At 43.4% G+C, this 25065-nt stretch carries 19 protein-coding genes; 3 read left to right on the plus strand and 16 right to left on the minus strand.

Annotated features, from left to right (window positions below):
- The first annotated feature begins 158 nt into the window (after positions 1-158).
- Entirely contained in the window at positions 159-758 is a 600-nt protein-coding gene (locus K1M91_RS11210; RefSeq protein WP_232801848.1) for a LysE/ArgO family amino acid transporter, read from the plus strand.
- 114 nt (positions 759-872) lie between these two features.
- Here the strand turns inward: K1M91_RS11210 and K1M91_RS11215 are convergent, their stop codons facing one another.
- A complete protein-coding gene (locus K1M91_RS11215; RefSeq protein WP_232801849.1) occupies positions 873-2846 on the minus strand; it encodes a sodium:proton antiporter in 1974 nt (657 codons plus the stop codon).
- A gap of 153 nt (positions 2847-2999) precedes the next feature.
- Between K1M91_RS11215 and K1M91_RS21285 the strand changes: the two genes are divergently transcribed.
- Both K1M91_RS21285 and K1M91_RS21290 read left to right on the plus strand, forming a co-directional pair.
- Positions 3000-3179: a gamma-glutamylcyclotransferase gene (locus K1M91_RS21285; RefSeq protein WP_251073231.1), complete on the plus strand. Its 180-nt coding sequence runs from the start codon at positions 3000-3002 to the stop codon at positions 3177-3179.
- Positions 3180-3193: 14 nt separating this feature from the next.
- The gene (locus K1M91_RS21290; protein ID WP_251073232.1) at positions 3194-3418 is read left to right on the plus strand and encodes a gamma-glutamylcyclotransferase; all 225 of its coding nucleotides are present in this window, start codon (positions 3194-3196) and stop codon (positions 3416-3418) included.
- Positions 3419-3569: 151 nt separating this feature from the next.
- Here K1M91_RS21290 and K1M91_RS11225 read toward each other — a convergent pair whose 3' ends face one another.
- The 15 genes from K1M91_RS11225 to tssH form a co-directional block, all read right to left on the minus strand.
- On the minus strand, positions 3570-3935 hold the full coding sequence (locus K1M91_RS11225) for a PilZ domain-containing protein (protein ID WP_232801850.1): 366 nt from the start codon (positions 3933-3935) through the stop codon (positions 3570-3572).
- Between the two features lie 189 nt (positions 3936-4124).
- Positions 4125-5789, minus strand: coding sequence for an energy-dependent translational throttle protein EttA (gene ettA, locus K1M91_RS11230; RefSeq protein WP_232801851.1), 1665 nt, complete (start codon positions 5787-5789; stop codon positions 4125-4127).
- A 281-nt stretch (positions 5790-6070) separates the two neighbouring features.
- Entirely contained in the window at positions 6071-7555 is a 1485-nt protein-coding gene (locus K1M91_RS11235; RefSeq protein ID WP_232801852.1) for a DUF3360 family protein, read from the minus strand.
- A 523-nt stretch (positions 7556-8078) separates the two neighbouring features.
- Positions 8079-8276 (minus strand): hypothetical protein, encoded by a 198-nt coding sequence (locus tag K1M91_RS11240; RefSeq protein WP_232801853.1) that lies wholly within the window; start codon positions 8274-8276, stop codon positions 8079-8081.
- Positions 8277-8432: 156 nt separating this feature from the next.
- Positions 8433-9911 carry a protein adenylyltransferase SelO gene (locus K1M91_RS11245; protein WP_232801854.1) on the minus strand — a complete coding sequence of 493 codons (1479 nt, stop codon included), beginning with the start codon at positions 9909-9911 and terminating at the stop codon, positions 8433-8435.
- A complete protein-coding gene (locus tag K1M91_RS11250) occupies positions 9898-10686 on the minus strand; it encodes a protein kinase (protein ID WP_232801855.1) in 789 nt (262 codons plus the stop codon). Before K1M91_RS11250 ends, K1M91_RS11245 begins: the two co-directional genes overlap by 14 nt.
- Positions 10687-14085 carry a type VI secretion system membrane subunit TssM gene (gene tssM, locus K1M91_RS11255; RefSeq protein WP_232801856.1) on the minus strand — a complete coding sequence of 1133 codons (3399 nt, stop codon included), beginning with the start codon at positions 14083-14085 and terminating at the stop codon, positions 10687-10689.
- A 22-nt stretch (positions 14086-14107) separates the two neighbouring features.
- Positions 14108-15262, minus strand: a complete 1155-nt coding sequence (icmH, locus tag K1M91_RS11260) for a type IVB secretion system protein IcmH/DotU (protein ID WP_232801857.1) — start codon at positions 15260-15262, stop codon at positions 14108-14110.
- A gap of 12 nt (positions 15263-15274) precedes the next feature.
- A complete protein-coding gene (gene tssK / locus K1M91_RS11265) occupies positions 15275-16606 on the minus strand; it encodes a type VI secretion system baseplate subunit TssK (RefSeq protein WP_232801858.1) in 1332 nt (443 codons plus the stop codon).
- Between the two features lie 22 nt (positions 16607-16628).
- Complete coding sequence (tssJ, locus tag K1M91_RS11270; protein WP_232801859.1) at positions 16629-17114, minus strand: type VI secretion system lipoprotein TssJ; 486 nt, start codon at positions 17112-17114, stop codon at positions 16629-16631.
- Positions 17114-18091 (minus strand): FHA domain-containing protein, encoded by a 978-nt coding sequence (locus K1M91_RS11275; protein WP_232801860.1) that lies wholly within the window; start codon positions 18089-18091, stop codon positions 17114-17116. The genes tssJ and K1M91_RS11275 overlap by 1 nt, the downstream gene beginning before the upstream one ends.
- Positions 18092-18094: 3 nt before the next feature.
- A complete protein-coding gene (locus K1M91_RS11280) occupies positions 18095-18781 on the minus strand; it encodes a transporter substrate-binding domain-containing protein (RefSeq protein WP_232801861.1) in 687 nt (228 codons plus the stop codon).
- A gap of 49 nt (positions 18782-18830) precedes the next feature.
- Complete coding sequence (locus tag K1M91_RS11285) at positions 18831-19817, minus strand: ABC transporter substrate binding protein (protein ID WP_232801862.1); 987 nt, start codon at positions 19815-19817, stop codon at positions 18831-18833.
- Positions 19814-22378, minus strand: coding sequence for an MFS transporter (locus K1M91_RS11290; protein WP_232801863.1), 2565 nt, complete (start codon positions 22376-22378; stop codon positions 19814-19816). The genes K1M91_RS11285 and K1M91_RS11290 overlap by 4 nt, the downstream gene beginning before the upstream one ends.
- Before the next feature lie 37 nt (positions 22379-22415).
- Positions 22416-25043: a type VI secretion system ATPase TssH gene (gene tssH / locus K1M91_RS11295; RefSeq protein ID WP_232801864.1), complete on the minus strand. Its 2628-nt coding sequence runs from the start codon at positions 25041-25043 to the stop codon at positions 22416-22418.
- Positions 25044-25065 lie beyond the last annotated feature (22 nt).

The raw sequence follows: 25065 nt of genomic DNA on the forward strand, positions 1-25065 counted from the left end.
ATATTGCCGCTTGTTTTTATCTGAGCTCGGTATGTACATGTTTCAAAGGATCAGCTGTTTTGTTACATGTCTTTTAATGTATACCATGAGCAACTTTGTGTTTATTGCTGTTGTAACTGGTTACATCAGGTAGGTTTTTTCATGATCTAGAGGTAAAAGTGGATATTTTTGTTACAGGGTTATTGTTGGGTTTCAGTTTAATTATTGCTATCGGCTCACAAAACGCGTTTGTATTGCGCCAAGGCCTTAAAGGGCAGCATGTGCTCTTAGTGTGTACCATTTGTGCACTATCTGATGCGGCTTTGATTGCTCTTGGTGTTGCTGGTTTTGGAGTGCTGGTGAAACAAGCGCCTTGGATAGAACAGTTTGCACGTTATGCCGGTGCGCTGTTTTTAATTGTTTATGGTGCTCGGAGCTTGTGGGCGGCCATTAACCATAAGGCCGATTCATTAGCCCCTGCATCTGATACTTTCTTTTCCATTGGTAAGGTTGTGCTTACGTGCCTTGCGTTTACTTGGCTTAATCCTCATGTTTATTTAGATACCGTTATTTTATTGGGCTCTATTTCGACTCAGTACGGCGCGCAAAAATGGTTATTTGGCTTTGGTGCCATGTTGGCTTCTTTATTGTTCTTTTTTGCCTTAGGTTTTGGTTCTCGTTTATTGGTGCCGCTATTCGCGAATCCTTTATCATGGCGATTGCTTGATTTTGTCATTGCGGGCATCATGTGGTTTATTGCCGCATCATTAATTCTATAAAGAAGAGCACTTTTTCGCCTTGCGTAAGCAATATCAACCTGTTTGCTCTGCGAGAGTTTGTTTGGTTAAAAAGGTATCCAAGCATCTAAATTTTGCTTGGATACCTTTTTAACACTACTCGTTGTGGTTTGTTTTTACTTCTTTGTTGTTAGCGGTGGCCTGCAGTTCAGGCTCAGCGGTGGAACTTAGGCGCGCTTGCTCCTTGACCGCTTCACTGGCTCGCTCAGCTTCTTCTTTCGCTTTTGCTTTGGCCTCTCGCTCAGCCGCTTCTTCTTTTGCACGTTGTAGAATAGCGTGCTCTTGGGCATCAAGGGGCAGTAAACTGATCAGCTCAATATCATTTTGCTGTTGGTTATTTTCTGTTTCTGAAATGATCTTAACTTTATTTTCTTTCGTGATATATACCAAAGGGATCGCTGTTTCACCGTAGCGCAGGCGGAAATGCTCGTGGGTAAAGTTATCAGTAATACTGGTGATTTTTAATATGGCCCCCTTTGCCATTAAGCTGGCTAGCTTGGCGTAGGTTACATTCTCACCAAACAAGCATAGGCGCTTTAGGTAAGACTCGGATAACTGATGCCGAGCACTGCTGCTATCACGGCTATTAAGGCCATACACTTTATTAATGCCGAATAAATCCTGAAAATGAAAACTCACTAAAGGATTAAGTTGGCGATAGGGCGACATCACCAATACGCGGCCAATGCCATTTAAATCAAGGTAGTTACTTGCGTGCTCGGAAGCTGGGTTACCAAAATACACTGGTAAGTTTTGCATTCGCGCCAAACGAATATTGTCGTAGTTGGTATCTGTGAGCACAACGGGAATGTTTTTACTTTGTAAAATAAGGGCCAGTTCTCTAGAAAATTTAGAAGCGCCGAACATCAGCAAACCTTGTGGTGAGCCAGCTTGAACACCGAGAAACTGAGCCCAACTTCCTGCGGTTAAACTTTGCACCACAACTGTGCCGATGATGATCAAAAATACCAAGGGAACAATTAATTCTGAGCCCGCGACATTAAGCTGCTCTAGTTTGATGGCAAATAAAGAAGATATTGCTGCCGCAACGATACCGCGGGGAGCCAGCCAACTTAAGAACCATTTGTCGGCTCTGGTGAGAGAAGTACCAATACCAGAGATCCAAACACTCAGTGGTCTGGCGACAAGCATAACCACCAGTAATACACCTAAGCCAGCCCAACCTAGGCTGAGCATGGCGTCGGAGTTTAATCGCGCAGCTAATAGAATAAACAACGCAGAGATCAACAAAACAGTTAGTGTTTCTTTGAACTCCAATATATCCGCAATATCTACTGCGCGCATATTGGCAAGCCAAATACCCATTACCGTGACCGTTAATAAACCGGACTCTTCTTGCAGAATATTGGAGCCAACGAAAATACCGAGCATAATGGTCAGTACTGCGGTATTGCGTAAGTAATGTGGAAAGATGTTTTTTCTGATGGCCATGCCTATGCCATATCCACCCAATGCACCGAGACCAAGGCCAATCAATAAAGTTAATCCTAAAGAGACCATGACATGAGTCGTGGGATCGGCAGTGACAGTAATGTACTCAAATACTAATACGGCAAGTAGTGCCCCAATGGGATCGATCACTATGCCTTCCCAGCGCAAGATGCTGGCTAGGTTTGATTTTGGCCGCACTGAGCGCAGCATGGGCACAATCACAGTCGGTCCAGTTACCACTACTAGGGTGCCAAACAACAAGGCGATAGGCCAGTCAAAGCCGAGCAAAAAGTAGGCCGCAGGAGTGACACAAGCCCAAGTGATCAGCACGCCAATTGAGACTAAATGGGTCACCATCCGGCCGTGCTCTTTAATTTCTTTAAAATTAAGGGTGAGCGCCCCTTCAAATAAGATAACGGCCACTCCTAATGAAATAATGGGGAACAGTAAGTCACCAAAAATAGCATCTGGCTGAAGCCAGCCTAAACCGGGGCCAAGTAATAGGCCACACAATAATAAAGGTAAGATGGCTGGAAGTCGTAGTTTCCATCCCACCCATTGACATAACAGAGACAGTACCCCTATAAGTGCCAGCATACCGGTTATGTGTTCTACCATGTTTATTCCTTTGTGGTATTTGAAAGATTAAAATGATCAGGCTAAAAACAAGTTACCAGTATATTTGATAGCTTTGTTAATAATTGTGGTGTTGCCTTCAATAGCATCATAAGTTTGTTACATTTACGGTGAGTTTAGTTTGGAGTCGCCATAATGGATCACCAAAGTCAGTTTGTTTTTGTCTATGGTTCGTTACGTCGAGCAGGGACGCGTCATGATTTAATTAAGCAGCAAAGCCAATATGTGAGTGATGCGCGTGTTTCCGGTCGTTTATTTTTGGTTGCGAGTTATCCCGGTTTAGTGCCCCCCAGTCTGACAACGATTGGGTGTTAGGTGAAGTGTACAAGATGAATGACCCCGGTAAGTTATTACGCCTGCTTGATGAATACGAGGAGTGTACATTAGCCTATCCGCAACCTCACGAATATATTAGAGAGCTTAAAGAAGTTGAGTTGATCACCCACGCGCCTAGCAATCGCTTTATTAGGGCCTGGTTGTATCGCTATTGCTGGCCAGTAGAGCCAAGTAAGTTAATACCTTCTGGTGATTTTATGCAAGAGCTAGCCAAGTAGAGGTCGTGAGCACTCGTCATTTTGATTCTTAATGGCGCTATGATGGGATAACACATAAGAAATAATCAACAAGCGCTATCCCGATTAGTTTTGCTTTAAGTGGTGGTGTAATCAGTCGAGCCTAAATGTAGCAATGAAAGATAAATCGCGTTTAGTCTTGCTCTTTCACCAGCTGCTCTAACTCTCGATGGAGCAACTCATCATCGCCAACATTCAACTGTACTAAACGTTTCAAATGAGTCGCACTTTCAATGTCAATACTGGTAGTTTTTAAGCCTAAATGATCGTCATGTTGATGGCATAAGGAGACATTCATACTGAGTTCGATGTTGGTATCGACTAACGTAAAATGCAAGACTAACTCAGTGCCGACGGCTTCGGTCCAATTGTCAGGAGTGGCAACAAGTGCACCTTTTAACGACAAATCTAATAATTGAGTAGACCATTGTTGCCCATTCGCTTCAATTGATGCGCTGGCTTCATATACCACGCGGGAAAACTTTCTACGCTCTGACATACATCTGTTCCTGTAGTTAATATGGCTGTTAGGGATGCTTCCCCAAGCGATATCTGGCAGATTAGCGCTTTTTTTACCCAAGATCATCCTCTGCGCTTTTAAGCATAACTAAGATGTGAGCTTTGTGCGACTTTGCCGAAAAAGAAACGCCCAGCAAGGCTGGGCGTATTTGCTAGGTTCAAACTTAGCTTATGAAATTCGTTTGTATTTAATGCGGTGTGGCTCTGCCGCTGCTGCACCGTAGGTTTTTTTCAGCCAAGCTTCGTAGTCGGTGTAGTTACCTTCATAGAAGTTGATTTGGCCTTCATCTCGGTAATCAAGAATGTGTGTGGCAATACGGTCTAAGAACCAACGGTCATGGGAAATAACCATGGCACAGCCAGCAAATTCTAATAGCGCATCTTCAAGCGCACGTAGGGTCTCGATGTCCAAGTCGTTGGTTGGCTCATCCAGTAGCAATACGTTACCGCCAGTTTGCAATAGTTTGGCTAAGTGTAAACGACCGCGTTCACCACCAGACAAATCGCCTACACGCTTTTGTTGGTCGGTGCCTTTAAAGTTAAAACGGCTTACATAGGCGCGGCTAGGAATTTGGATATTGCCTACCATCATCATGTCGCCGCCACCGGTGACTTCTTGGAATACCGTTTTATTGTTATCCATGTGGTCACGGAACTGGTCAACACTGGCCAGTTGAACTGTTTCACCGAGTTTTACTTCACCGGAGTCGGGTTGTTCTTGACCGCTGATCATCTTAAACAGGGTCGATTTACCCGCGCCGTTAGGGCCGATAATACCCACGATAGCGCCTTTAGGAATGCTGAAAGACAAATCGTCAATTAATACGCGGCCATTGAAGGATTTTTTCAGGTTAGTGACGTCAATAACTTGATCGCCTAAGCGCTGACCTGTTGGGATAAACAGTTCATTGGTTTCATTACGTTTAGCGTAATCTTGGTTATTAAGCTCTTCAAAACGCGCCATACGTGCCTTGCTTTTAGATTGACGACCTTTGGCGTTAGAGCGTACCCATTCCAATTCTTTTTCAATGGATTTTTGACGCGCTTTTTCTTGTGACGCTTCTTGTTGCAAACGTGCATCTTTTTGCTCAAGCCAAGATGAGTAGTTACCTTCCCAAGGAATGCCGTAACCACGGTCTAGCTCTAAGATCCAACCCGCTACGTTATCCAAGAAGTAACGGTCATGGGTAATGGCCACAACAGTGCCTTCGTAATCGTGTAAGAAGCGCTCTAACCAAGCCACTGACTCGGCATCCAAGTGGTTAGTTGGCTCATCAAGTAGCAGCATGTCTGGTTTTTCGAGTAACAAGCGACAAATAGCAACACGGCGACGCTCACCACCTGATAAGTGCTTAACTTGCGCGTCCCATTCAGGCAAGCGCAGTGCATCTGCAGCGCGCTCTAGTTGGTTGTCTAGATTATGGCCGTCATGAGCTTGAATAATGGCTTCTAGCTCGCCTTGTTCTTTAGCTAGGGCGTCAAAATCAGCGTTTTCAAGGGCGTATTCGTTGTACACTTCATCTAAACGCACCAGTGCATTTTTCACTTCGGCAACGGCTTCTTCTACCACTTCACGCACGGTTTTATCTAAATCGAGTTTAGGCTCTTGCGGTAAGTAACCGATCTTAATGCCCGGCATGGGCCGTGCTTCGCCCTCAATTTCAGTGTCTACACCTGCCATAATGCGCAAAAGAGTAGATTTACCCGCACCGTTTAGACCTAATACGCCAATTTTAGCGCCCGGGAAAAAGCTAAGTGAGATATCCTTTAAAATAGTGCGTTTGGGGGGAACGACTTTGCCCACGCGGTTCATGGTATAGATAAACTGTGCCATTAATATTTCCTTTAATAACAGTATATTGAATTGCTCTCGTAGTGGTATTTGTCAGCTTGGTGATAACGCTAGAAAATGCGATAAGCTCGCAGCGTGCTGACCCACTACAATAATGCAGCAATGAAAACAGGATTTAAGGCATTTGACAACCGTAAAGGCGTAAAAGTATGGCTAATTTTGTTGGCGTTGGCTGGAAAGTAATACTGCTTAAGCAGATAAAAAAATCCGAGACGTTGCGCCTCGGATTAATGGGTTATCAAATTGTGGTTAAGTTTGTTGTTTTAGAGCAGTGCAGGAAAGCCCGGCAGCTGACCCACTAGTGCCAGTGAGCCAACACAGATAATGAAAGTGATAAGCGGGATAGTTAGCTTATCAGTCCAAGATAGGGATTCCGCACGCTCTTTGTCGCCGGTTAAGCCAAGGTTATCCAGCAGCATGGCCAGTGCCCAACCAAATACTGGGTTAACTAAGGCGCAAGAGAACATACAGATACCCGCACTTTGCGAGTTTTGCGCGCTGCGTACCATTTGCATGCCCGCTTCAAGTAGTGGTAAGAACACGCCCACTAATAGTGCTACACGTAATACCGGCTCCCACATGGCTAAGTCCATTGGATAGCCAATCACCGAGGCCAGCACACAAACCAGACCGGTTAACACCGCGCCACCTGGAATAGGGCGCTTGGCGATAGCGGCAGGGATCATATAAGTACCCCAAGATGACGCTAAGTTACCACCACCTAAGCCCGCACCGATAATTTGACGAACAGAACATACCGCCATGGTGTCATCCACATTCATTAATACCTTGTGGGCCTTGCGTGGGTAATTTAGCTCTTGGAATACACGGTGTCCTAAGAAATCGGGTGACCACATTGCCACCGCTAAAATGGCAAAGGGAATAACGGCAATGTAATGATGCAATTCAGGCCAGCCCATCTGCCAGCCAGTATTTTCTCCCCACCAATAAAATGGGCTCATGTTGGGCAGACCTGGCTCAGTGACAAAGCTAAAAGGCGTGCCCATCGCGTAAGCGATAATACCGGCCATGGCCGAGCATAATGGAATGGCAAGCCAACGTTTTTGAATTTTTGCTAAATAAGCATAAATAACAATAGTGGCAAAGATCACCACAAAAAATACCGGCTCTTGATCAATACTGACCGACCATTCATCAAACTTTTTAATTTGCCCCACTAAGCCCATTGCACCAAGGTAAATCAGCAAGCCGCCGCGCACGCCTTCACCTGTTAATGTAACCAGTTTTGAGCCGCCCTTACTGGCACTGAGTAGTAAACCAAATATGCCCACCATAATACCTAACGCTAAAGGATGTCCCCCTGCTGCAGCAATTAAGGGAATTAATGGGATCATCGGGCCGTGTGTACCGGCAAGGTTGGTGAGTGGGTTAATTAATGCAGAAAATAAAACCACAAACAGTACGCCAGCAATTAATAACTCATAACGGACGTTTTCAACAATAAACTCTGGCGATAAATTAAATTGACTGGCAAAAGCCGCGACCATGGCTGTTACCATCACAATTTTACCTATAGTAGCGGCAAATGCGGGCACCCAATCTTCTACCTCAATTCTAAAATCACGAAACGGTAGATTCAGTTTCCAGCGCTTTAGCTCCATAATTTCGAGCTCGTGCTCTAAATATTCGGTGCGACTATTAAACTCGCTGGCAGGTTTATGTTTTTGCTGATAGTTATTTTGCTCTGCCGGCGGTTTAGTTTCGACTGGGTCTTGTTGTGAATTCATAATATCCCTCTAAATAAAAACAAAAAGGTTCAATGCATTGATGTTTTGGCATCCTTTGGGGAGCATTAAAAATGGCTTTGCCTTTGTGTTTACTGATCTAAATCAGGTTCATGTATATATTTTCCTGATGAACGATATCAGCGTTTTTAATTTTATCTAGATGAAACTGCTTGGTAGCTATTGTTTTTTGGCTTAAAAATCTAGTTGGCTCACACTTTGTTTTATTTCTGTTAATGTTTTGTGGTGTTTTTGTAGGTGTTTGTTGTGTGTATTTTGACCGGTTTTTTCGTAACCGATTGCTGTTATTTAGTAAATATGAAGATTTTATATTTTTTATTTTTACTTTTGCTTTCTTGAAAACGATATTTTATCTCGCGCTGCAATTGAATAAAATTGAGAACTTGCGCTTGTTGTAGTTAAAGTGAATAGAGCTGATTTAATTAATAGATTTGCTATTAATGGGGTAGCTAGTGATATAAAAAAGGCCTATTAAAAAATAGGCCTTTTTAAACAGTGGTGAAGGTTAATGAAGCCGACTTGGGTAAGCTTGCGTAAAAGAGACGGTGTCTTGTAAACATAATACGTAAATGAAATTGATAATAGCGACTAGCCAAAATTGAAATAAACTTAATGGTTTTAAACGCTGATCAAACACCCAGAATTTGTGAAGTAATATCATGATGGCTATCACTTTGATGATAACGAAGAAAGAAAAAAACATGTTCCACTCCTTTGAATCATTTTGATAAACCTTGCCGATTTATTAGTGATGATTCAACCAAAGCAAAACAAATGTTTAAGCATGTTCACAATTGTGTAGTTAAACAAACTTAGTGTTTAGTTACTTGTCTTATATCATTTTATTCATCATATAGTATTAAGAAGAACAACTTAGAGGGCGTTGTTGTGTGCCTTTGGCTGGTGGCTGGCTATATTGATGATGTTCCATTTGCTCATCAAAAGGGTGTTGCAGTAAGGCAAATAGCCGCGCAATTTCGTTATAGTCACCTTGCTCTGCTTGTTCAATGGCGGCTTGGGCCAAATGGTTACGCAAAATATACTTAGGGTTGTGACTTAACATACTGAGCTTGCGCGTTGAAGCTGGCATACTGTCTTGGCTAAGTCTTAGCATATAGCGATCAAACCACTCACTAAAGCCCCGTTGGTCTTCAAATAGATCATACATTTGTTCCGGCCCTACAGTGTTAGCGAGGCGGCGAAAGAAACAAGTGTAATCTACTTGATTAGCGGCCAGTAAATTAAACAGGGTTCGAATTAAATCGCCATCTTGCTCTTGGTGTTCACTAAACCCAAGCTTGCTTTGCAGTAGGCTGCGGTATTGGTGGACGAGTTGCGGTTCAAACTCAGCCAGCGCATCATTTAAGCTTTGGTTTGAAATGAGCGGTGTTAGCGCATAGCCCAAAGCAGATAAGTTCCACTGTGCTATGTCGGCTTGGCGATTAAAGGCATAACGTCCTTCGTAATCAGAATGATTACAAACATAGTCGGCTTGGTAGCTATCAAGGAAGGCGAATGGACCATAATCAAAGGTTTGCCCGAGTATCGACATATTATCTGTGTTCATTACCCCATGACAAAAGCCAATCCCTTGCCACTGTGCGATTAACGTGGCAGTGGTGCTTATTACTTGTTTAAATAAGGCCAAATAAGGCTCTGGTTCGTTCACTAGGTGAGGGTAATGTTGTGCGATCACCGCGTCGGCCAACACTGGCAATAGGTGATGTTGATTACTGTGGTACAGATATTCAAAATGGCCAAAGCGGATATGGCTTTCACTGACTCGAACTAGGGCGGCACCTGTTTCTAGTCGTTCACGCCAAACTGGCTCTTCGCTGTCAACTAAGCAAAGGGCGCGGGTTGTAGCAATGCCCAGATGGTGCATCGCTTCACTGCACAAGTACTCTCGAATACTTGAGCGTAATACCGCTCGGCCGTCGCCCTGACGTGAATAAGGCGTTTTTCCTGCGCCTTTTAAATGTAAGTCCCAAATAACGCCATTATCACTTTTCACTTGTGCCAATAATAAACCGCGACCATCGCCTAAAGCGGGGTTGTAAATGCCAAATTGATGGCCTGCGTATTTCATCGCTAAAGGAGCCATGTTGTTGAGCAGTGTATTGCCTGAAAACAGTTGAGTAAACTTGTCTCGCTGTAGTTCATTGATATCTAAATTTAATAATCTGGCGACATCGGTGTTAGCGTGTACTAACTTCGGGCGTAACAATGGCGTTGGTATGACTTGTTGATAGAAGCTATCGGGTAGTTGACTAAATAAGGTGACGTAGTTGAGCTGTTCTAAGGTGTTATTCATGGGCACATCACTAGCAACGTTCATTGCCCTTATCATAACTCAGTGGTGAGTTAAATCGACCCGAATGATGTAAGGATAGAGCATATGCTTGATTAACCAATAATTGATAACACGTTCGACTATTGCTTGGGTAATGGGGATGTCGCCTTTGCTGAGCGGCAGATAGAATATCTAAGCCGTTAAATGGGTGCATGCCTTGCGCTGATAACACAGTGACAGCGAAGGCATACCAATCGTGACAGGGCCGAATAATACCTTGTCCGGTTAATAATTCAGGATGACAAAAATGCGGGCTGAAGCCGTATTGCATGACGCGAGATAATGACTCGCCATGGGGCAAGCTAGCGCCAAAGTCCAGCAACACAATTTGCTTTCGCATTACTAAAATATTACTTGGTTTAATATCACCGTGATTAAAACCGAGTTGATGGCAATGACTGAGTGCTGTAGCCAGCTGGGGCTGCCAATCAAATAAAGGGGCTCGATTTTGCCTAATCAAGTTTGACAGAGGCTCGCCTTTGAGCCAAGGCGTGAGCAAATAATAGCTGTTGTTTTGTTCAAAGCTGCTGATATATCGAGCTATGTAGGGTAGGGGAGCATTGGATAAATGCTTCAGAGCTTGAATTTCTCGCTGTAGTAATTGTTTCTCAGTTTGGCTACGGGCTAGTTTTATTTTTACCCAGCCATGTTGCGCATGCTCACCGACATAAATATTCGGTGTTAATGGGGTCGGCGCTTGCAGCCATGTCATGGTTGCAAGCGCTGTCGGTAGCGGATCTGTGATTGCTACTTTTAACATTTATAAGCTAGCGGGTAAGTGCAAGCGAGTGAAAAAGTCTGCCAAAAATGGGTTTGTTTGCTGGTCGGAATGTAATTCAAGCACCATCTTATATTGCTCATTCCTGATCTCTACCAAGCGAGAGTCACTGTCTGCCGGTAAACTGAGCAATTTAAACCAACTCCAAGGCCCTGCTACTTCTTTTTTAAGTACTTGAGCTTGCGGAGTATTCATTGTTACCGTTAGGTCATATTCCAGTTGTTTTGGATCGGGCCAAGTAATTTGCTGCCATAAGGCTGGGCCGTGGCGGTAACGAAATAAACTTTGCTCGGCACTAATATCAAAGCGCGTGAGTTCAGATGACATGGTATGGGCTTTTAGGGTGAAGCTAAGACCAAAAGTATCCGGTCCACCTTGGTATAAAGCGTTTTGAATTTCTCTGGCAATCATAATCATCGGCCAAACCTCAGCATTTAAGGTCAGTTGGGTACGTGGTAAAAAACCAACAATCGCCGGCTCACCATTAGCAAGAGACGAAAATGCACTTAGCTTTTCGCTAATGAATTGCTCTAACGTGCCTTTGCTAGAGAAAAATTGCTGCACATTTTTAAGTCCAGCTTGCTGCTTTGCATTTGGATTAAAAGGGTAATAGGCCGCAATTTTTTGTTGATATTCACTGTAAACCAGCTGTTGCCACTGTTTGTTAATGTGTTGCCCTGCAAGACTGAGTAACATGCTGTTGCCTTGCTGGCACATGCGCTGAACCACCTTTTTAATTAGATCATTATGAGAGCTAGATAAGGTATAAAGTGCAGCTAAGGGATTTGCACCTTGTAACGGTTTAGCTAATGTTTCAAAAGCAAGGGAGTCAGGTGTCGCACTGTTGTAATAAGCACTGAGCCAGTCGTTAGTCATTGCGACCCGTTGTTGTAACTGATCCAATGGCGTGATCCCTTGTGGATCGGGTGCCAGTAATTGATGATAGTTTTGGAAGCTTAGTGCAATTTGACGGGCAATTTCTGCTTTATCCTTATCCATTGCTAGCAAATCTGCAGATAATTTATCGCCAGGCAATTTACTTGTCAGCGTACTTAAGGCCCCACTGGCTTGCATCTCAGTATTGTTTTGGCTTACGTCGATATAGGTATAGCGATGTAAGGTCTGATAGAGCTGTTGTAACGGGTTTTGTGTGGTGCTGGCCAACCGTTCAAAGCTGTTTTTCAAGCCGACATCACCTGCAAATGGTACCACTTTAACTTGGCTAATAAATTCGCGCCAAAACTGAATATATTCATTTTGATAAATGATATTAAGGTTACGACTGATGCGGTAAACCTCTAATGGGCTTGGTGACTTACCCGCGACCCCTGCATAATCTGCTAGTGCTTCTTTTAATAATGGAGAGGTGACGGATAAATCAAGAGCCTGAAATCCATTTGGAGTGAAAATATTAGGGACGAGGTAACCAACAAAATCTTGGTCAAAACGAAAGCTGCTAAAAAAGGCGCTGCCTAACTCTTTACTTAAATCGATACGTCGAGAAAATTGCGGCAAATGGCGAATGTGCTGGTAAATAAGTGCTTCTAAACCAGATTGATTGATCACTTTCGCCGCTAATAGTTGTAAGTCTTGGTTGGGGGACTGTGGGACCAGCTTCTGCTCAAACACGTCTTGGAGTAACACATTTAGTTGCGCTGTATTAATACTGTTATTTTCACTTTGCGCTTTTAATGTTTCCTCATAATAGTCGATTAACTCTCGGCTTGATGGCTTGTCTTTACTGAATAGCAACTTGTAGTTATTCATTATATTTAATGTATTTGGTTGATCTTCCAAATTAACGTAAACAAATAAATCTTTTTCTATGGTTTTTACCATTGACGGTAACAGGACTGCTTCAAGCTCTGCATAATAGGCGTCTTCTACTTGTTGTTTGATACTTGGGCTCGGTAACGGCAGTTTGCTATACCAAGGTTCAGGTTGTTGGTATAAATCGTAAATTTGATATAGGGAATAGAGGTTAGGCAAGTTTTCCGCCATGTTTTCTAAATCATAAGGAGCCGCCGCGATGGCTTCCTTATAGCGTTCAAGCAACAAATCAGCTCGTTCTTCCCTCATGCTTTGGAAGTCAAAATTGAATTTCAGTACAGTCAATAACCCGATAAATAGTAAGGCGCAGCACGTTATGTATGCGCCTTGGGTTAACATCCGGGTATTTTCTTTTTGCTTATTGACACCCACTAATGCCTGCTCAGGCAAGATAACATTGCCCATAAGGTGTTGTGCAAACAGGGTTTGCTTAATGGCTTCTAAGGGCGATTGATTAATCACTTCGTGGCCGAGCTCATGGGCCAATGTCGCGGCGAGTAAATCATGTTGCTTTTTATCATTACCGCCATGAATGAGATAATAACCGCGAAAGTGCAACGAACGATTAAGTTGCTCCTGGCGATAAAGGCGTTTGAAAAATAGCCACAAGTTTTGCTTTAGTAAGCCCAGTTGGTAAGGGGCGCTGGCAATGGCGTTGCGATAAAGTGGGTTGAGCTGACCAGCAATCGCGCGTGACATATTCGCCATTAATTGTTCAATTAGGTGGTTAAATGATTGGTCAAACCAGGTTGCGTCAATGCCACCATTACGGTTAACAGGCATGGTGGCACCAAATGCGTCGTCACGTTTGGTTTCCTCAAACGCGGAGAAATATTGACAGAAATCTGCTAACTCACCGATATCGCTGATTAAGTTATAGATGGGAAGGTTTAAGCCAAATTTTTGATTGAAAAATTGAATATGGCTGCGTTGTTGATCTGCCGCTTGTTGGATCACTTCTTTGCTAGCGAGTAGTTGAGAAATAGGGGTAGACAGCAATATGCCATTAGCCGCTTGGCTTGGTCGCCATTGATTTAGCTTTTTAGTGATAACATCCAAAAATTCGGCCTGCTGATCATCGCCTAAGCTAATGCTGATCAATATTGCACTTTCACTTAACCAAAAGAGGATTGGGAAATCGATGTCATTGCCAAACTCATCCAATTTATAGGCTTCAAAGCCCATTTGACTGATCACATTTTTTTCGTGTTTGGGTTGCTCTGAAAGGTATAAATAAATGGGCTGATCGTAGCGACTGGTTAGGCGCTTTTTTTGTTTTTGCTGAGTGAGCATGCGATCAAAATGTTTTGCCAATAACTGACTTTGACGTTTAAGCACAGCTTGTTTTTGTTGTTTCTTTTGGGCAGTTTCTGGCGTGGTGCGCCACCACATGTAGCCACCATAAGCGCTACTCACAATAAATAAGATACTGATACCACTCCAAATTAGAGGTTGCTCAGTTAAAGGAATTAGCCAAATAAGCAGGCAAAGCAGCACACTTAACACGGTGCTAGTAATAAGGCTGATGAGGAGTTTTTGGCGATTAGTCATGGCTTATTGGTTACCTAACATACTATTGATTATTGCTATTCTGAGCTTGAATGATCATCGCATTCACCCCGTCATGTTGTTGATACCAATCCTTTATTTGGTTGGCTTGCTGCTTGCTATCGGCACGAAGCACAACGCGATAGTATTGCTTATAGGGTTGCACATAAGGCTGGTAACTCGATGGAGAGAGAGACTTAGTAAATGCTAAGGCACTTTTTCGCCTTGAGAAGGTGGCAAGCTGTACTAGCCAGTCAGTGTCTAACAGGGTGTTTGAAGAGCCACGTTTTGGGGCACTGGTTAAATCTTGGTCGGTACTAATATATATAATGTCATTTTGCTGACCCGATACAATGTAGCGTGGACTATAATTGGTTAGTCCTATGAAATCACGCGCTCGCTGCTCGGTGGTGTTTTTGTACCAAAAATGCGCTAAGCCGATGCTGGTTATGATTAAGCCACTAAAGAATAAAGTCGTTAGAAAATAGCGCTTACGTCGACTAGGGTTACGCACTTTCGGTAAGGTTGCGTTGAGTTGACAACGTAACCCTGTGACTGGGCGATGTTGATGCATTTGCAGCTCAATTTCATGCATAAAAATGGCTAATTGATCGGCATTGGCATCGCGATATTGACCTTTAAAGCCAATACTTAAAAATAAATAAATGATTTCAATTAAATCAATTAATTTACTAGGTTGACGCAAGGCCTTATCTGCTACGGAATAAAATAGCTCGCCGCCATTTCGCATGCCAAACAACTCACTGAGTAAGGTCTTGTTCTCCCATTTGCTTTCTTCTCCCCATGGGCTGTATTGAATGAATTCATCCAGTACCACTGCAAATAAAAAGCACAGTTTGTCGATAACGGCAACGGGGTAGGTAAGCTGCGCGCCGCGTTGCTTTAACTCATTTATTTGCTCAATAAGATGACGGCGAAATTCAGCAATATTATCAGGTGCAGGCAGTTGTGACAGTTTTAGTACTAGTCCCAGCAGCTCACTACTAATATTTAACAGCTGATTTTCTGATTTATCAAAATGGCGCAAAAATTCTATTTGGCCAATATCGTCTTGAACCAAAATCAATGAATGGCCGATCTCGTCAATGCCTTGTTCCGCCGACTCTGTTTGAGTCGATTGTTTATTTTTAACTTGCGTAACTTGATCTAAAAAATCCATCGCCATACCTGATTATTTTAATGCGTATAGCACAACATCAAGAGTAGGAATGCGAGCATCAACATGAAGCGCTAGGGCATCACGATTGTTGAGCATTTCTAACCATAATGGATGCTGGTCGTTTATTTCAAAATAAGCCAAACCTGGGCTTGGCCTTAACTCACTCGGCGCCACTGGAAGCGGGTGTAGATCAATGCCCGAAAGAGCATTGCGCACGAGTTCGACAATGCGGCCATTACCACTAAGTTTAGCGGCAACAGGGAATAGCTCGTTCAGCTGGTTTGCATTTAAACTCGATTTTACAGTCAGTATAAAGCGTCGGTTTTGCAGTGCTTGTGGATCTTTTATTAAGGTGCGCAGTAAACGACGTTTTTCAAACAAGCTTTGATCCCAAGTAAACTCTATGACCGAATCTTGTTGAACTAAAGTGAGCATTTCGCGCAGGCTAGCAAACAGTGGGTTAAAGCTACCATATAGGGCATCAAGCTGAAGCGGCGGACAAGCTGGCGCGGCGGCGGGTTGCAAGGCCAGTAGTTCAGCTTGAAAACGTCGCAATTGTGCGTACAGCTCGTAAGTACTCAGGTTTGGATTATTCAAGGTTAATTCAAACCAAGGTGTCCAGCTGTTTAGGGTTTGTAACCAAAGGTAATCTTGCATCAGGGCTTGGCCACTCTTTTGTTCTTGGCCTGCTTCGATACGTTGCAATAAGGTTTTTACGCGATGGTTTAGTAAGGCATTTATCTCTTTTACCCGCTCGATAAGAAATAAGGCTGCGCCATAATGCAGTGCCGCTGGAATAAAGCTGCGGTCTAATATGACTTCGCCTGTTTCACGACATTCTAAAACCTTGGTGAGGGGTAAAGTGGTAAAGCCAGAAAGATCTTCGCCTGCCATTTTTAAACGCAGATTAAGCTGAGCGACATCAATTTCAATGCTGGCATTTTCATCGGTGGAGTTATCAAATACATTGACTCCTTGGCTTAAGTAACGACTCTGATCGCCCTCACTGTGGCCATAATCATTATTCCCCTGTAGCGACATGGGAAGCGCAAGCAAAATACCTTTGTCGATAGTGTTGGGTGCAATATCGATCACGATTTCGTGATTAAGTTGAAATGGTGTGCCATCTGGAAATATACCGGCACAACTGGTGACGGAAAGTTTACCCATTTTCAATAGGTCATGATTAATTGTCAGCTGAGTGATGCCATAAAACGGGGCGTAACCGGCTAAGGTCTCCACGTTTTGACGGATGTAATGCTGCAAATATCGGTCTTGCTGCTGAAAGTGCTGGGGAGAAATAAACATCCCTTCTTGCCAAATTACTTTTTTGTAAGCATCCACGGCCAAATTCCTTGTAATAAAATTAAAACACTGACCACCAAGGCTTTTTCTTTTCTTGGCTAGTGAGTAAGACGGTATTGCCTGAAATATTTAGAAACAGACGTTGCTCAGCGGTTTCCGGTAAGGCTATGACAGTGCTGGCTTGGCTATCTTGATAGTTAGCAAATTCGGCAAACACCGCAATAAAGCGGCTGTCACGGTGAATGTCTAAGGTCATACTCAATTCCCTCGCCGGTAGAAAGGGAGCAAGCAGCTGTTTACTTACTAAATCTTTGGCCAACACTTGATTATCATTGTGATACAGCTCGATATAACTGGCTTGTTTAAACGCTTGTTCGTCTCGCAGTTGATAAAGTCGCAGTACCACAGGGTTGGCATCGTTATCTTGATAAGGATTGATAAGTCCATCACTTGATAGCGTTAATTGAAAGGGGGTTGCAATTGGCTCTGGGGCTGATGAGCATGCGCTAAGCAACCAGATACCTATACTAATGAGTAATAGCCGCATTATTTTTTCATTCCTTGTTTTTGCATATTTTCCATAAACAGGGCTTTAAACTGACGGCGATAATCCCCTTTGTTTTGGCGTTTATTAAAATGAGAACGGTAGATCCGCCAATACTTTTTTTCTTTGTTACTAAACAGGCCACCACTAACAAAATCGGCAAATAAGCTTTCAAGATGGCTAGGTGAAAACTCATCGAGAAATTGATCGAGCGTTTCTTCAAGCACTTCAAATAGCATTTGATGCTGTAACTGAGGATTTTGCAAAAAGCGTTGATTTTCTTCGGTCAGCGACAGCAGTTGATCCACGCGCTCGGATAAATTGTCTTGCTCTGCACCTTGAATTGGGAAATATTGCTGACTGGCTGGCTCTGCATTATTCTCTTTTTGACTACTGGTGATATTGTCAGACGCTGTGTCCGGAGCTAAGTAAGCTTCATCAGGCATTTCATCTTGACTAAAGTCTGCAAAAGGGTCTGAGTTAAAGGGATCGTCGCTAAATACGCCTTGAGCTGAAAATAGATGTTGTTCCGTGTTGTTACTGGCATCTGGGTTAGCGTCCACTTGTTCTAGAAAATCGATGTCATCATCAGCCAAATCTAATGCAAAAGGATGACTAAATGGGTCACTTTCTTCCGCTTGAGTGGGGGCTACCGTTGGGGCACTATTAAGCGTGCTGACTAGCATAGTGTAATTAACTACTTGTATTACGTCGCCATCATTTAATAGGTAAGGCCGACCCTTTAATATCTTTTTATCATTGATGAGGGTTGCATTCGTGCTTTTATCGATAAGCTGGTACCCCCCGTTGTGTAGTGATATTTCAGCATGTAGTCGCGATATCATCTGGCTATGGTCTGGTAAAAATACATTGGCGTCGGGAGAGCGTCCGATGGTGCCGCCATTGGCGGGCAGGTGCACGACTCGGGCAGATAAGGTTTCTTCTGCTGGAACTTTAATTAGGTGAATACTTAAGGTCATAACTTATTTCTCACAAGACGACACGGCAGCATTGAAATGCCCTAAAAAGTCAGGATACTGCTTTATAAAGTGATTTGAAAAGTACACGCCCATAGAGAGGGTTTCGACTAATTCCGATTGAAAATAATCCGCCTTTAGTCCGGCGTCTTTTAAAGTATGTTTGAATACTAGCTCATCTTCCAAAATGGCATCTATTTCTCTATTTTTTAATAGTTTTAATAAGGTTTTCGCATCCCTTGGCTTTTTCACTACGTTGTAGCCACCTCGTTTTAATTCAAACCATTTGTTGCTGCCAAATTTGGCTGATACCCGTAAATCTAATTTGATTAAGGAGCTAGGCAAAGGTTTAACGCCGGTGGCAAAATACCAACTGATACGTTGCTGGGCGATGGGAGTCGATAATGTTGCGTATTCATCGCGCTCTTGGGTTTGAGCAGCAACAAAAAAACCATCTTGTTTTGCACTTTGTACTGCAAGCTGAGCTTTCTGCCAGCTGGTCATGGTGAGTTGGTAAGGTTGACCTAGCTTGCCTAAGGCGCATTTTACCTTGTTGAGTGCCGTACCACGCATTTCACCATCTTGATACACTTGGTATGGCGGCCAATCCTGTGTGGTGAGCATCAAACGGCTGGGCCCAGTCGCAGCCCAAGCAGTCGTCGGTAAGCTTAGTATTAATGTTAATCCACTCATGTGGAGTATAGTTTTGCTCAGGGTTGATATAGCGAGTACTCCATTCATCTTATTTTCCTATTACTTCCGCAATTTTTAGTACTGAAATAGGCGGATAGTAATCTAATGATTCTGCGGCACTTAAATTAACGATATAGCTATATTGGCTGAGCCCTTCAATGGCTATCTCTGTTGGTTGGTAGCGCTTGCTTAAAATTTGTTCGGCTTTAAATCCGGCAAATTGACCAACACTATAATAGCGTCCCACCACGCCTAATAAAGCTTGATGATCACGAATAGGGGTCTCGGTTGCAGAAAAGGTAGGGATCCCAGCTTGATGAAGTTGTTCAATCACAGATTTCCCTTGAGTAATAATAAAAGAATCAGGCGGTAAATATGCCATCTGGATCCGGTGTTTTTTCATTAGTTTAGCAATATGTGCAACTGAATTGGGATCCGGTTTACCGTCTACGACACTCAGTGAATAGGAAAAAATTGATTTTTTATATTGCGCGCCCATTTCCACCATGTTTTCGGTTACTAAAGATGAGTTACTTTCCAATGGGTTAAAGATAACGCCGATACGATTGATATCACCAAGCATGTTAATGGTATTGAGTTGAGTGGAAAGGGGAACAATGTGGGTGACTCCTGTGAACAGCTCATGACCTTGATCGAGCTTTTCTGTTAATTGTGAGCCCACAGGATCCGTTACCACGCTAAATACCACAGGAGCAATTTTTTGCTGTGTAAATTCACTTGGAGCAAAATGGGTACCTAGCAGTGCTAAGGTGATAGTAGTGCCAAACGAGTAGACTAGATCTGGTTTTAACTGAGTTAACTGCGCAATATTTTGTTGTAAACTTGCTTTGTCGCCATTGGCATTAAGCAAGGTAAAGCGCACGTCGCGCTGGCTTTTCAAATAATCCATGAAGCCGCGTTCGGCGTCAGTTGTGCCACGCCACAGTAACATCACGACATGACTAGGCTGAGCCCAAGTCACAGGGCTTAAGACGAGACCAAAAATAAAGCTGGTTAATACGAGAATACGCTTCATTTACCTTGCTCCAGTTTTCTTTTATCAAAGCTATCAAATATCATGAATAAACTGATCAGAGCTAACGAGCTGGCCAGCAACACTAGGCCAAATGCGATGATCGTTTCGTTAAAGCCAAATAGACTTAAGCATAAACCGGCCAACAGTGGACCAGATACATTGCCTATGCGTTCGGTTAAACGAAAGATACCGATGATTTTTCCCTTATCTACTTGGCTAGAAAGTGAGCGTTCTACAATTAAAGGAATTTGCGGTGAGACGCCGATGCCGTGGGCAATGCCGATAGCGATGACTATCGCTAATAGCCCCAGAGGTCCAGGCATGTAATCGATGCTAAGTAAAGCAATGGCGGAGAGGAGTCCACCAATAAAAACAAAGGTTAATTTGCTTTTGAGCTTATCGACTAATATTGCACTAAGCGGCGAAATAATGATGATGGCTAGTCCATAAGCCATCATAATACGGCCTGATGCCGCGCTGCTTTCGCCTAGATGTTTAAGGTAAACTGGGCAGATGTAATATAAAAAACCCGTGAGCACAATTTTTGCCGGAATAGCGCTAAAGAGCGAAATTAGAGCAAAATATTTATTGCTAAATAAATATTTAAAGTCGTTAAGTGCGAGGGGCTTTTGGCTTAAATTAAGCTGCTTTTGTTTTTCAAAGAACACAGTTACCAGTATCACGCTGGCAATGGCCATTAATGCCGATAGTAAAAAGGTGGCAGAAAAGCCAAGTTTTTCCGCTAAAATGCCACCAATGGCAGCACCGCATAATGAGCCTGAGAAAAACGCCGACAAGAAAGTGGCCATCCCCTTAGTACGGTTATTATCATCTGTAGTATCGGAGACATACCCCTGGGCAGAGATAAACACGATACCGTAACCGACGGCAGTGAAGGCGCGAATGATGATCAATTGCGGTAAACTTTGTGCCAGTGCGGTAAATATTAATCCCAGTGCGGTAATCACGCCGCCAACGATAAAGGCTTTGCGACGACCAACTTTATCAGACCAATAACCTGCAAATGGCAAGGATATCGCCCATACCAACATAAATAGTGAAATAGGCAAACTGGTGATGAGCGACGGTGATATCCAACTACTTTGAAATTCGAACGAATTTACAAAACTCGGGAAAAATGACAGTGAACTAGCCTCAGCAAACACTAATAGAAACAGAGGAAGACGTACAAAACTCAACTGTTGCTTGCTGAGGACTTCAGCCTTTTGGTCTTGGGATATTTTATCCATTGCTTGGTTAATGCCGTGTTGTAAGCGGCCAATTTCGTCATTGGCACTGATGTAACCGCGGCTAGAGAATTGCTCTCTAATGGCTTTGTTGAGCATTCTTTGCAGTTGTCGCCATGGTGAAATAATGGTGAACGCGCACAGAAATAGCAAAATTTCGGTGACCACTAAACAAGAAGCAATCAGAATTGTGACCATATCTAACAGGCTTTCTTTGAGCATGTTAGTAATGGTATTGCCATCACTGATTATTTTTATCGACGCTTGGTTATTTTGCAGTGGTACTTGGTGAGCTAAAATATTTTTTTGCTCAATGGGTAGACTTGGGTATTGCAACCATACTGTATTTTGAGCCGTTAATTGTACGCCGAGAATCTCAGGATGGTTATCGGTGTAAAAGGCGAATTCTTGCTCTAGGCCTTTTAATTTAGTCAGTGGTACGCCGTAGCTTAAAACTTGGTTGATTGTTTGACTGAGGGTATTGGCGATAACCTGAGATTTATATTCGAGTTCAGGCTGATATTGCTTTGCAAAATAGGCCATTGATTGATAGGAGGAACCAAGATTACTAAGTACCGTTAAGATAAACGCAAGGCCTAAAATTAACCAAGGAAAGCGTTTAACTTTAAAGCGAGCAAATTTAGTCGTTTCTTCTTTCGACAAAATGTTAAGGTTTTTATTAGCGTCAAATAGATGCTGTTTTATTTCGTCACTGGAAAGCTGTTCTACATCTCCTAATGCTGCAGCTGCGCGTTTCACGCGACGTAAAATACCTGACAAGATAAACTTTAAACATATAAAGCCAAACAAGGTGCATCCCAGTACCCAAATCGCCCCATAGTAAAATTGTTGCGTACGCAGAGCTGCTTGTTTGTCATTGAGGCGCTGACTATCGTAATAAAGCGCTAGCTGACCCTCTAGTTGGTTGAAAGCATTATGAATGGGCAGGCTGAGTAATCGGTCTTGTGCTTTAGGTGGGTTACCTCCTTGAAACAATGCATTGCCTTGGGTATCCCTCACTTGAATAGAGGTGATGCCCGGCACTTGTTGTTGCTGTTTGATGAGTAAAGTCTCAATATTGTTGATGCTGGCAAGGGGAAGCCCTAAGCCAACGGTATTATTGATGGTGTGATGGGTCTCAGCCAGAATAATTTGATAAACAGAGTCTGATGTTTGCGTCAGGCGCTTCTCAAAATTAATGTAGCTTAACGTGCTATTTAGACTAACCGAGAACAGTAGTACCATAAAAATGGCAAAGGCTAATTTGCTTCTTAACGACAGCTTTGACAGCTTAAAAAACAATGATTGTAACAAAGTTGCTTATCCGCCGGTGTTGGCCGGCGGCTCCCAATTAATTAATCGTTAATGCGAAGTCAGAGCCATCACTGGCTACCGAAACTTGTACATGATCGATACCTAGGGCCTGACTCAAGCGGGTAATGCACTGTTCGGCTAGTCTTGGCATTAATGAGCGATTAATAATTTGCTCTACTGCGCGCCCTCCTGTGGTTGGGTCTGTATTTTTTGCTACTATGTAGTCAACAAATGCTTGATCCCAGACAAAGCTAGCTTGGTATTGGCTGGCCAGTTTTTTCTTGATCCGATTTAAGGCTATGGCGGTAATTTTGCCTAACTCTTCATCATTAAGCGGGTAATAAGGAACAATTGTGGTTCGACCTAAAAATGCCGGCTTAAAGTAATGCTGTAGATCTGGGCGAATTTGTTCAAGTAAGGCATCATTATCTAAGCGATTTTCAGCTTGGGCGCAGGCATCGCAAATGGCTTGGTCGGCTGCATTTGACGTCATGATGATTATCGTGTTTTTAAAATCGACGGTGCGTCCTTCGCTGTCTTTGATATGGCCTTTGTCGAAAATTTGGTAGAACAAATCATGTACACCAGGGTGCGCTTTTTCCATTTCATCCAGTAACAGTACCGAATAAGGATTCCGGCGAATGGCTTCAGTTAAGACGCCGCCTTCACCAAATCCGACATAGCCTGCAGGAGAGCCTAGTAGCATTGAAATCTTATGCTCTTCTTTAAATTCGGTCATGTTGATAACGGTCAGATCATTACTACCGCCGTATAATTGCTCTGCTAATGCCATGGCCGTTTCGGTTTTACCTACACCACTGGGACCACACATTAAAAATACACCGATTGGCTTGCGATTATCGGTTAAGCCCGCGCGGGAAATGCGAATGCTTTTGGCAAGCTCGCTTTTGGCCACATCTTGCCCGATCACACGTTTGTCTAGCTCTGCTTCAAGACTTAATAGTTTGGCTATTTCATCGCTCATCATGGCCCCGGCAGGGATCCCCGTCCAGTTGGCGATCACTTGAGCGATAGTGTTGTCATCAACCATGGCATTGACTAACGGTTCATCACCTTGAATCTCGTGTAGCTGATTAGTTAACTCAGCCATTTGTTGCTGCAAGGTAGAATTGTCTTGATTCGATTCAGAATTATTATGATTGTCACCAATAGCTTGCTGTAAATCTTTAATCTGTTGAACTAATTCAATTTCTTGCTGCCATCGAGTTTGATATTTCTCTAGCGCTATTTGTTGCTCTGCAATGTTTTGTTGCAGCGCTTCTATTTCATTTTGGCCTCGGTTAAAGAGGGCGTGCTCTTTTTCTAATGCAGCCAATTCATTTTGTTGATAGCGAATGGTTTGCTCTAACGTTTCAATCACTTCAGGTTTTGCACCTTGGGTGAGTGCAATGCGGGCACTGGCTGTATCGAGTAGGCTAATGGCTTTGTCTGGCAATTGACGGCTAGGTAAATATCGAATGGATAGATTCACTGCGGCATCGATGGCTGATTCGGCAATAAAAGCGCCATGGTGCTTCTGTAGCGATTGAGCGATGCCACGTAACATTTGCATGGCATCGGCGGCGCTAGGCTCTTCAATACTCACCACTTGAAAGCGACGGGTGAGAGCGGGGTCTTTTTCAAAGTATTTTTTGTATTCCGCCCAAGTGGTGGCGGCAATGGTTTTAAACTCGCCGCGCGCTAAAGCCGGTTTGAGTAAGTTAGCGGCATCATTTTGACCCGCAGCACCGCCCGCACCGATTAGGGTGTGCGCTTCATCGATAAAGACAATAATAGGCTCAGCGGAGTTTTTTACTTCATTGATAACATCTTTTAAGCGGTTTTCAAATTCACCTTTTACGCTTGCACCAGCTTGTAATAAGCCTAAATCAAGAGAGTGAATCTGCACATCTTGCAGCGCGCTTGGCACTTCATTAGCGGCGATACGCAACGCTAAACCTTCCACTACCGCCGTTTTACCTACGCCAGGCTCACCGACTAAAATGGGGTTGTTTTGTCGCTTACGGCACAAGATGTCGATGGCTTTGCGTACTTCAGCGTTGCGCCCTGATATAGGGTCGATAAAACCGTCTTTGGCTTGTTGCGTTAAGTTAATGGTGTATTTACTGAGTGCTTCTTTACCTGCTGGCGTGGTATCCGTCATTTCACCTTGGGTTCCCGCAGTAGCATTGCTTGCACGGGTAATGGCGGTTTTGTTGATCAAAGCCTGCAGCGACTCGAGGGAAAGTTGTGCTAACGATTGCAGTTTGCAGCTTTGTACGCCCATGACATTTTGTTGTAGCAAGGCTTGAATTAAATGCAAGCTAACAATTTGGCCATGGCCGTAGTTAACTGATGCGATCATCCAACTGTCTTTAATCAGTTCGGTGAGGGCATGACTTAACGTGGGTTGCCCTTCATTGCCTTTAGCAAAGCGCTCGATCAAGGACAATAGCTCACTGACAACCGCGTCTTGATTAATATTTTGACTGGTAAATAAGCTATTTAGCTTAGCATCGTTTTGCTGAATTAATTGCAGTAGCCAATGCTCGGTTTCTATCGCTGGCACACCTTGGTTCATGGCTGCGCCTGCGGCAGCTTCCAGTGCTTGTTTTAAGTCACTGTCGAGTTTACTAATCAGTTTTGTTAACGCCACTTGTGTCATGCTATTCCCTTATTATCTGGTG

The organism is Motilimonas sp. E26, from assembly GCF_021278025.1.
In the GTDB taxonomy this organism is placed as follows: domain Bacteria; phylum Pseudomonadota; class Gammaproteobacteria; order Enterobacterales; family CBDFNC01; genus Motilimonas.

Coding starts and splice junctions, on each gene's coding strand:
- K1M91_RS11215 (WP_232801849.1), bottom strand. CDS start 2,846: ATGGTAGAACACATAACCGGTATGCTGGCACTTATAGGGGTACTGTCT.
- K1M91_RS21285 (WP_251073231.1), top strand. CDS start 3,000: ATGGATCACCAAAGTCAGTTTGTTTTTGTCTATGGTTCGTTACGTCGA.
- K1M91_RS21290 (WP_251073232.1), top strand. CDS start 3,194: ATGAATGACCCCGGTAAGTTATTACGCCTGCTTGATGAATACGAGGAG.
- K1M91_RS11225 (WP_232801850.1), bottom strand. CDS start 3,935: ATGTCAGAGCGTAGAAAGTTTTCCCGCGTGGTATATGAAGCCAGCGCA.
- ettA (WP_232801851.1), bottom strand. CDS start 5,789: ATGGCACAGTTTATCTATACCATGAACCGCGTGGGCAAAGTCGTTCCC.
- K1M91_RS11235 (WP_232801852.1), bottom strand. CDS start 7,555: ATGAATTCACAACAAGACCCAGTCGAAACTAAACCGCCGGCAGAGCAA.
- K1M91_RS11240 (WP_232801853.1), bottom strand. CDS start 8,276: ATGTTTTTTTCTTTCTTCGTTATCATCAAAGTGATAGCCATCATGATA.
- K1M91_RS11245 (WP_232801854.1), bottom strand. CDS start 9,911: ATGAACGTTGCTAGTGATGTGCCCATGAATAACACCTTAGAACAGCTC.
- K1M91_RS11250 (WP_232801855.1), bottom strand. CDS start 10,686: ATGTTAAAAGTAGCAATCACAGATCCGCTACCGACAGCGCTTGCAACC.
- tssM (WP_232801856.1), bottom strand. CDS start 14,085: ATGACTAATCGCCAAAAACTCCTCATCAGCCTTATTACTAGCACCGTG.
- icmH (WP_232801857.1), bottom strand. CDS start 15,262: ATGGATTTTTTAGATCAAGTTACGCAAGTTAAAAATAAACAATCGACT.
- tssJ (WP_232801859.1), bottom strand. CDS start 17,114: ATGCGGCTATTACTCATTAGTATAGGTATCTGGTTGCTTAGCGCATGC.
- K1M91_RS11275 (WP_232801860.1), bottom strand. CDS start 18,091: ATGACCTTAAGTATTCACCTAATTAAAGTTCCAGCAGAAGAAACCTTA.
- K1M91_RS11280 (WP_232801861.1), bottom strand. CDS start 18,781: ATGAGTGGATTAACATTAATACTAAGCTTACCGACGACTGCTTGGGCT.
- K1M91_RS11285 (WP_232801862.1), bottom strand. CDS start 19,817: ATGAAGCGTATTCTCGTATTAACCAGCTTTATTTTTGGTCTCGTCTTA.
- tssH (WP_232801864.1), bottom strand. CDS start 25,043: ATGACACAAGTGGCGTTAACAAAACTGATTAGTAAACTCGACAGTGAC.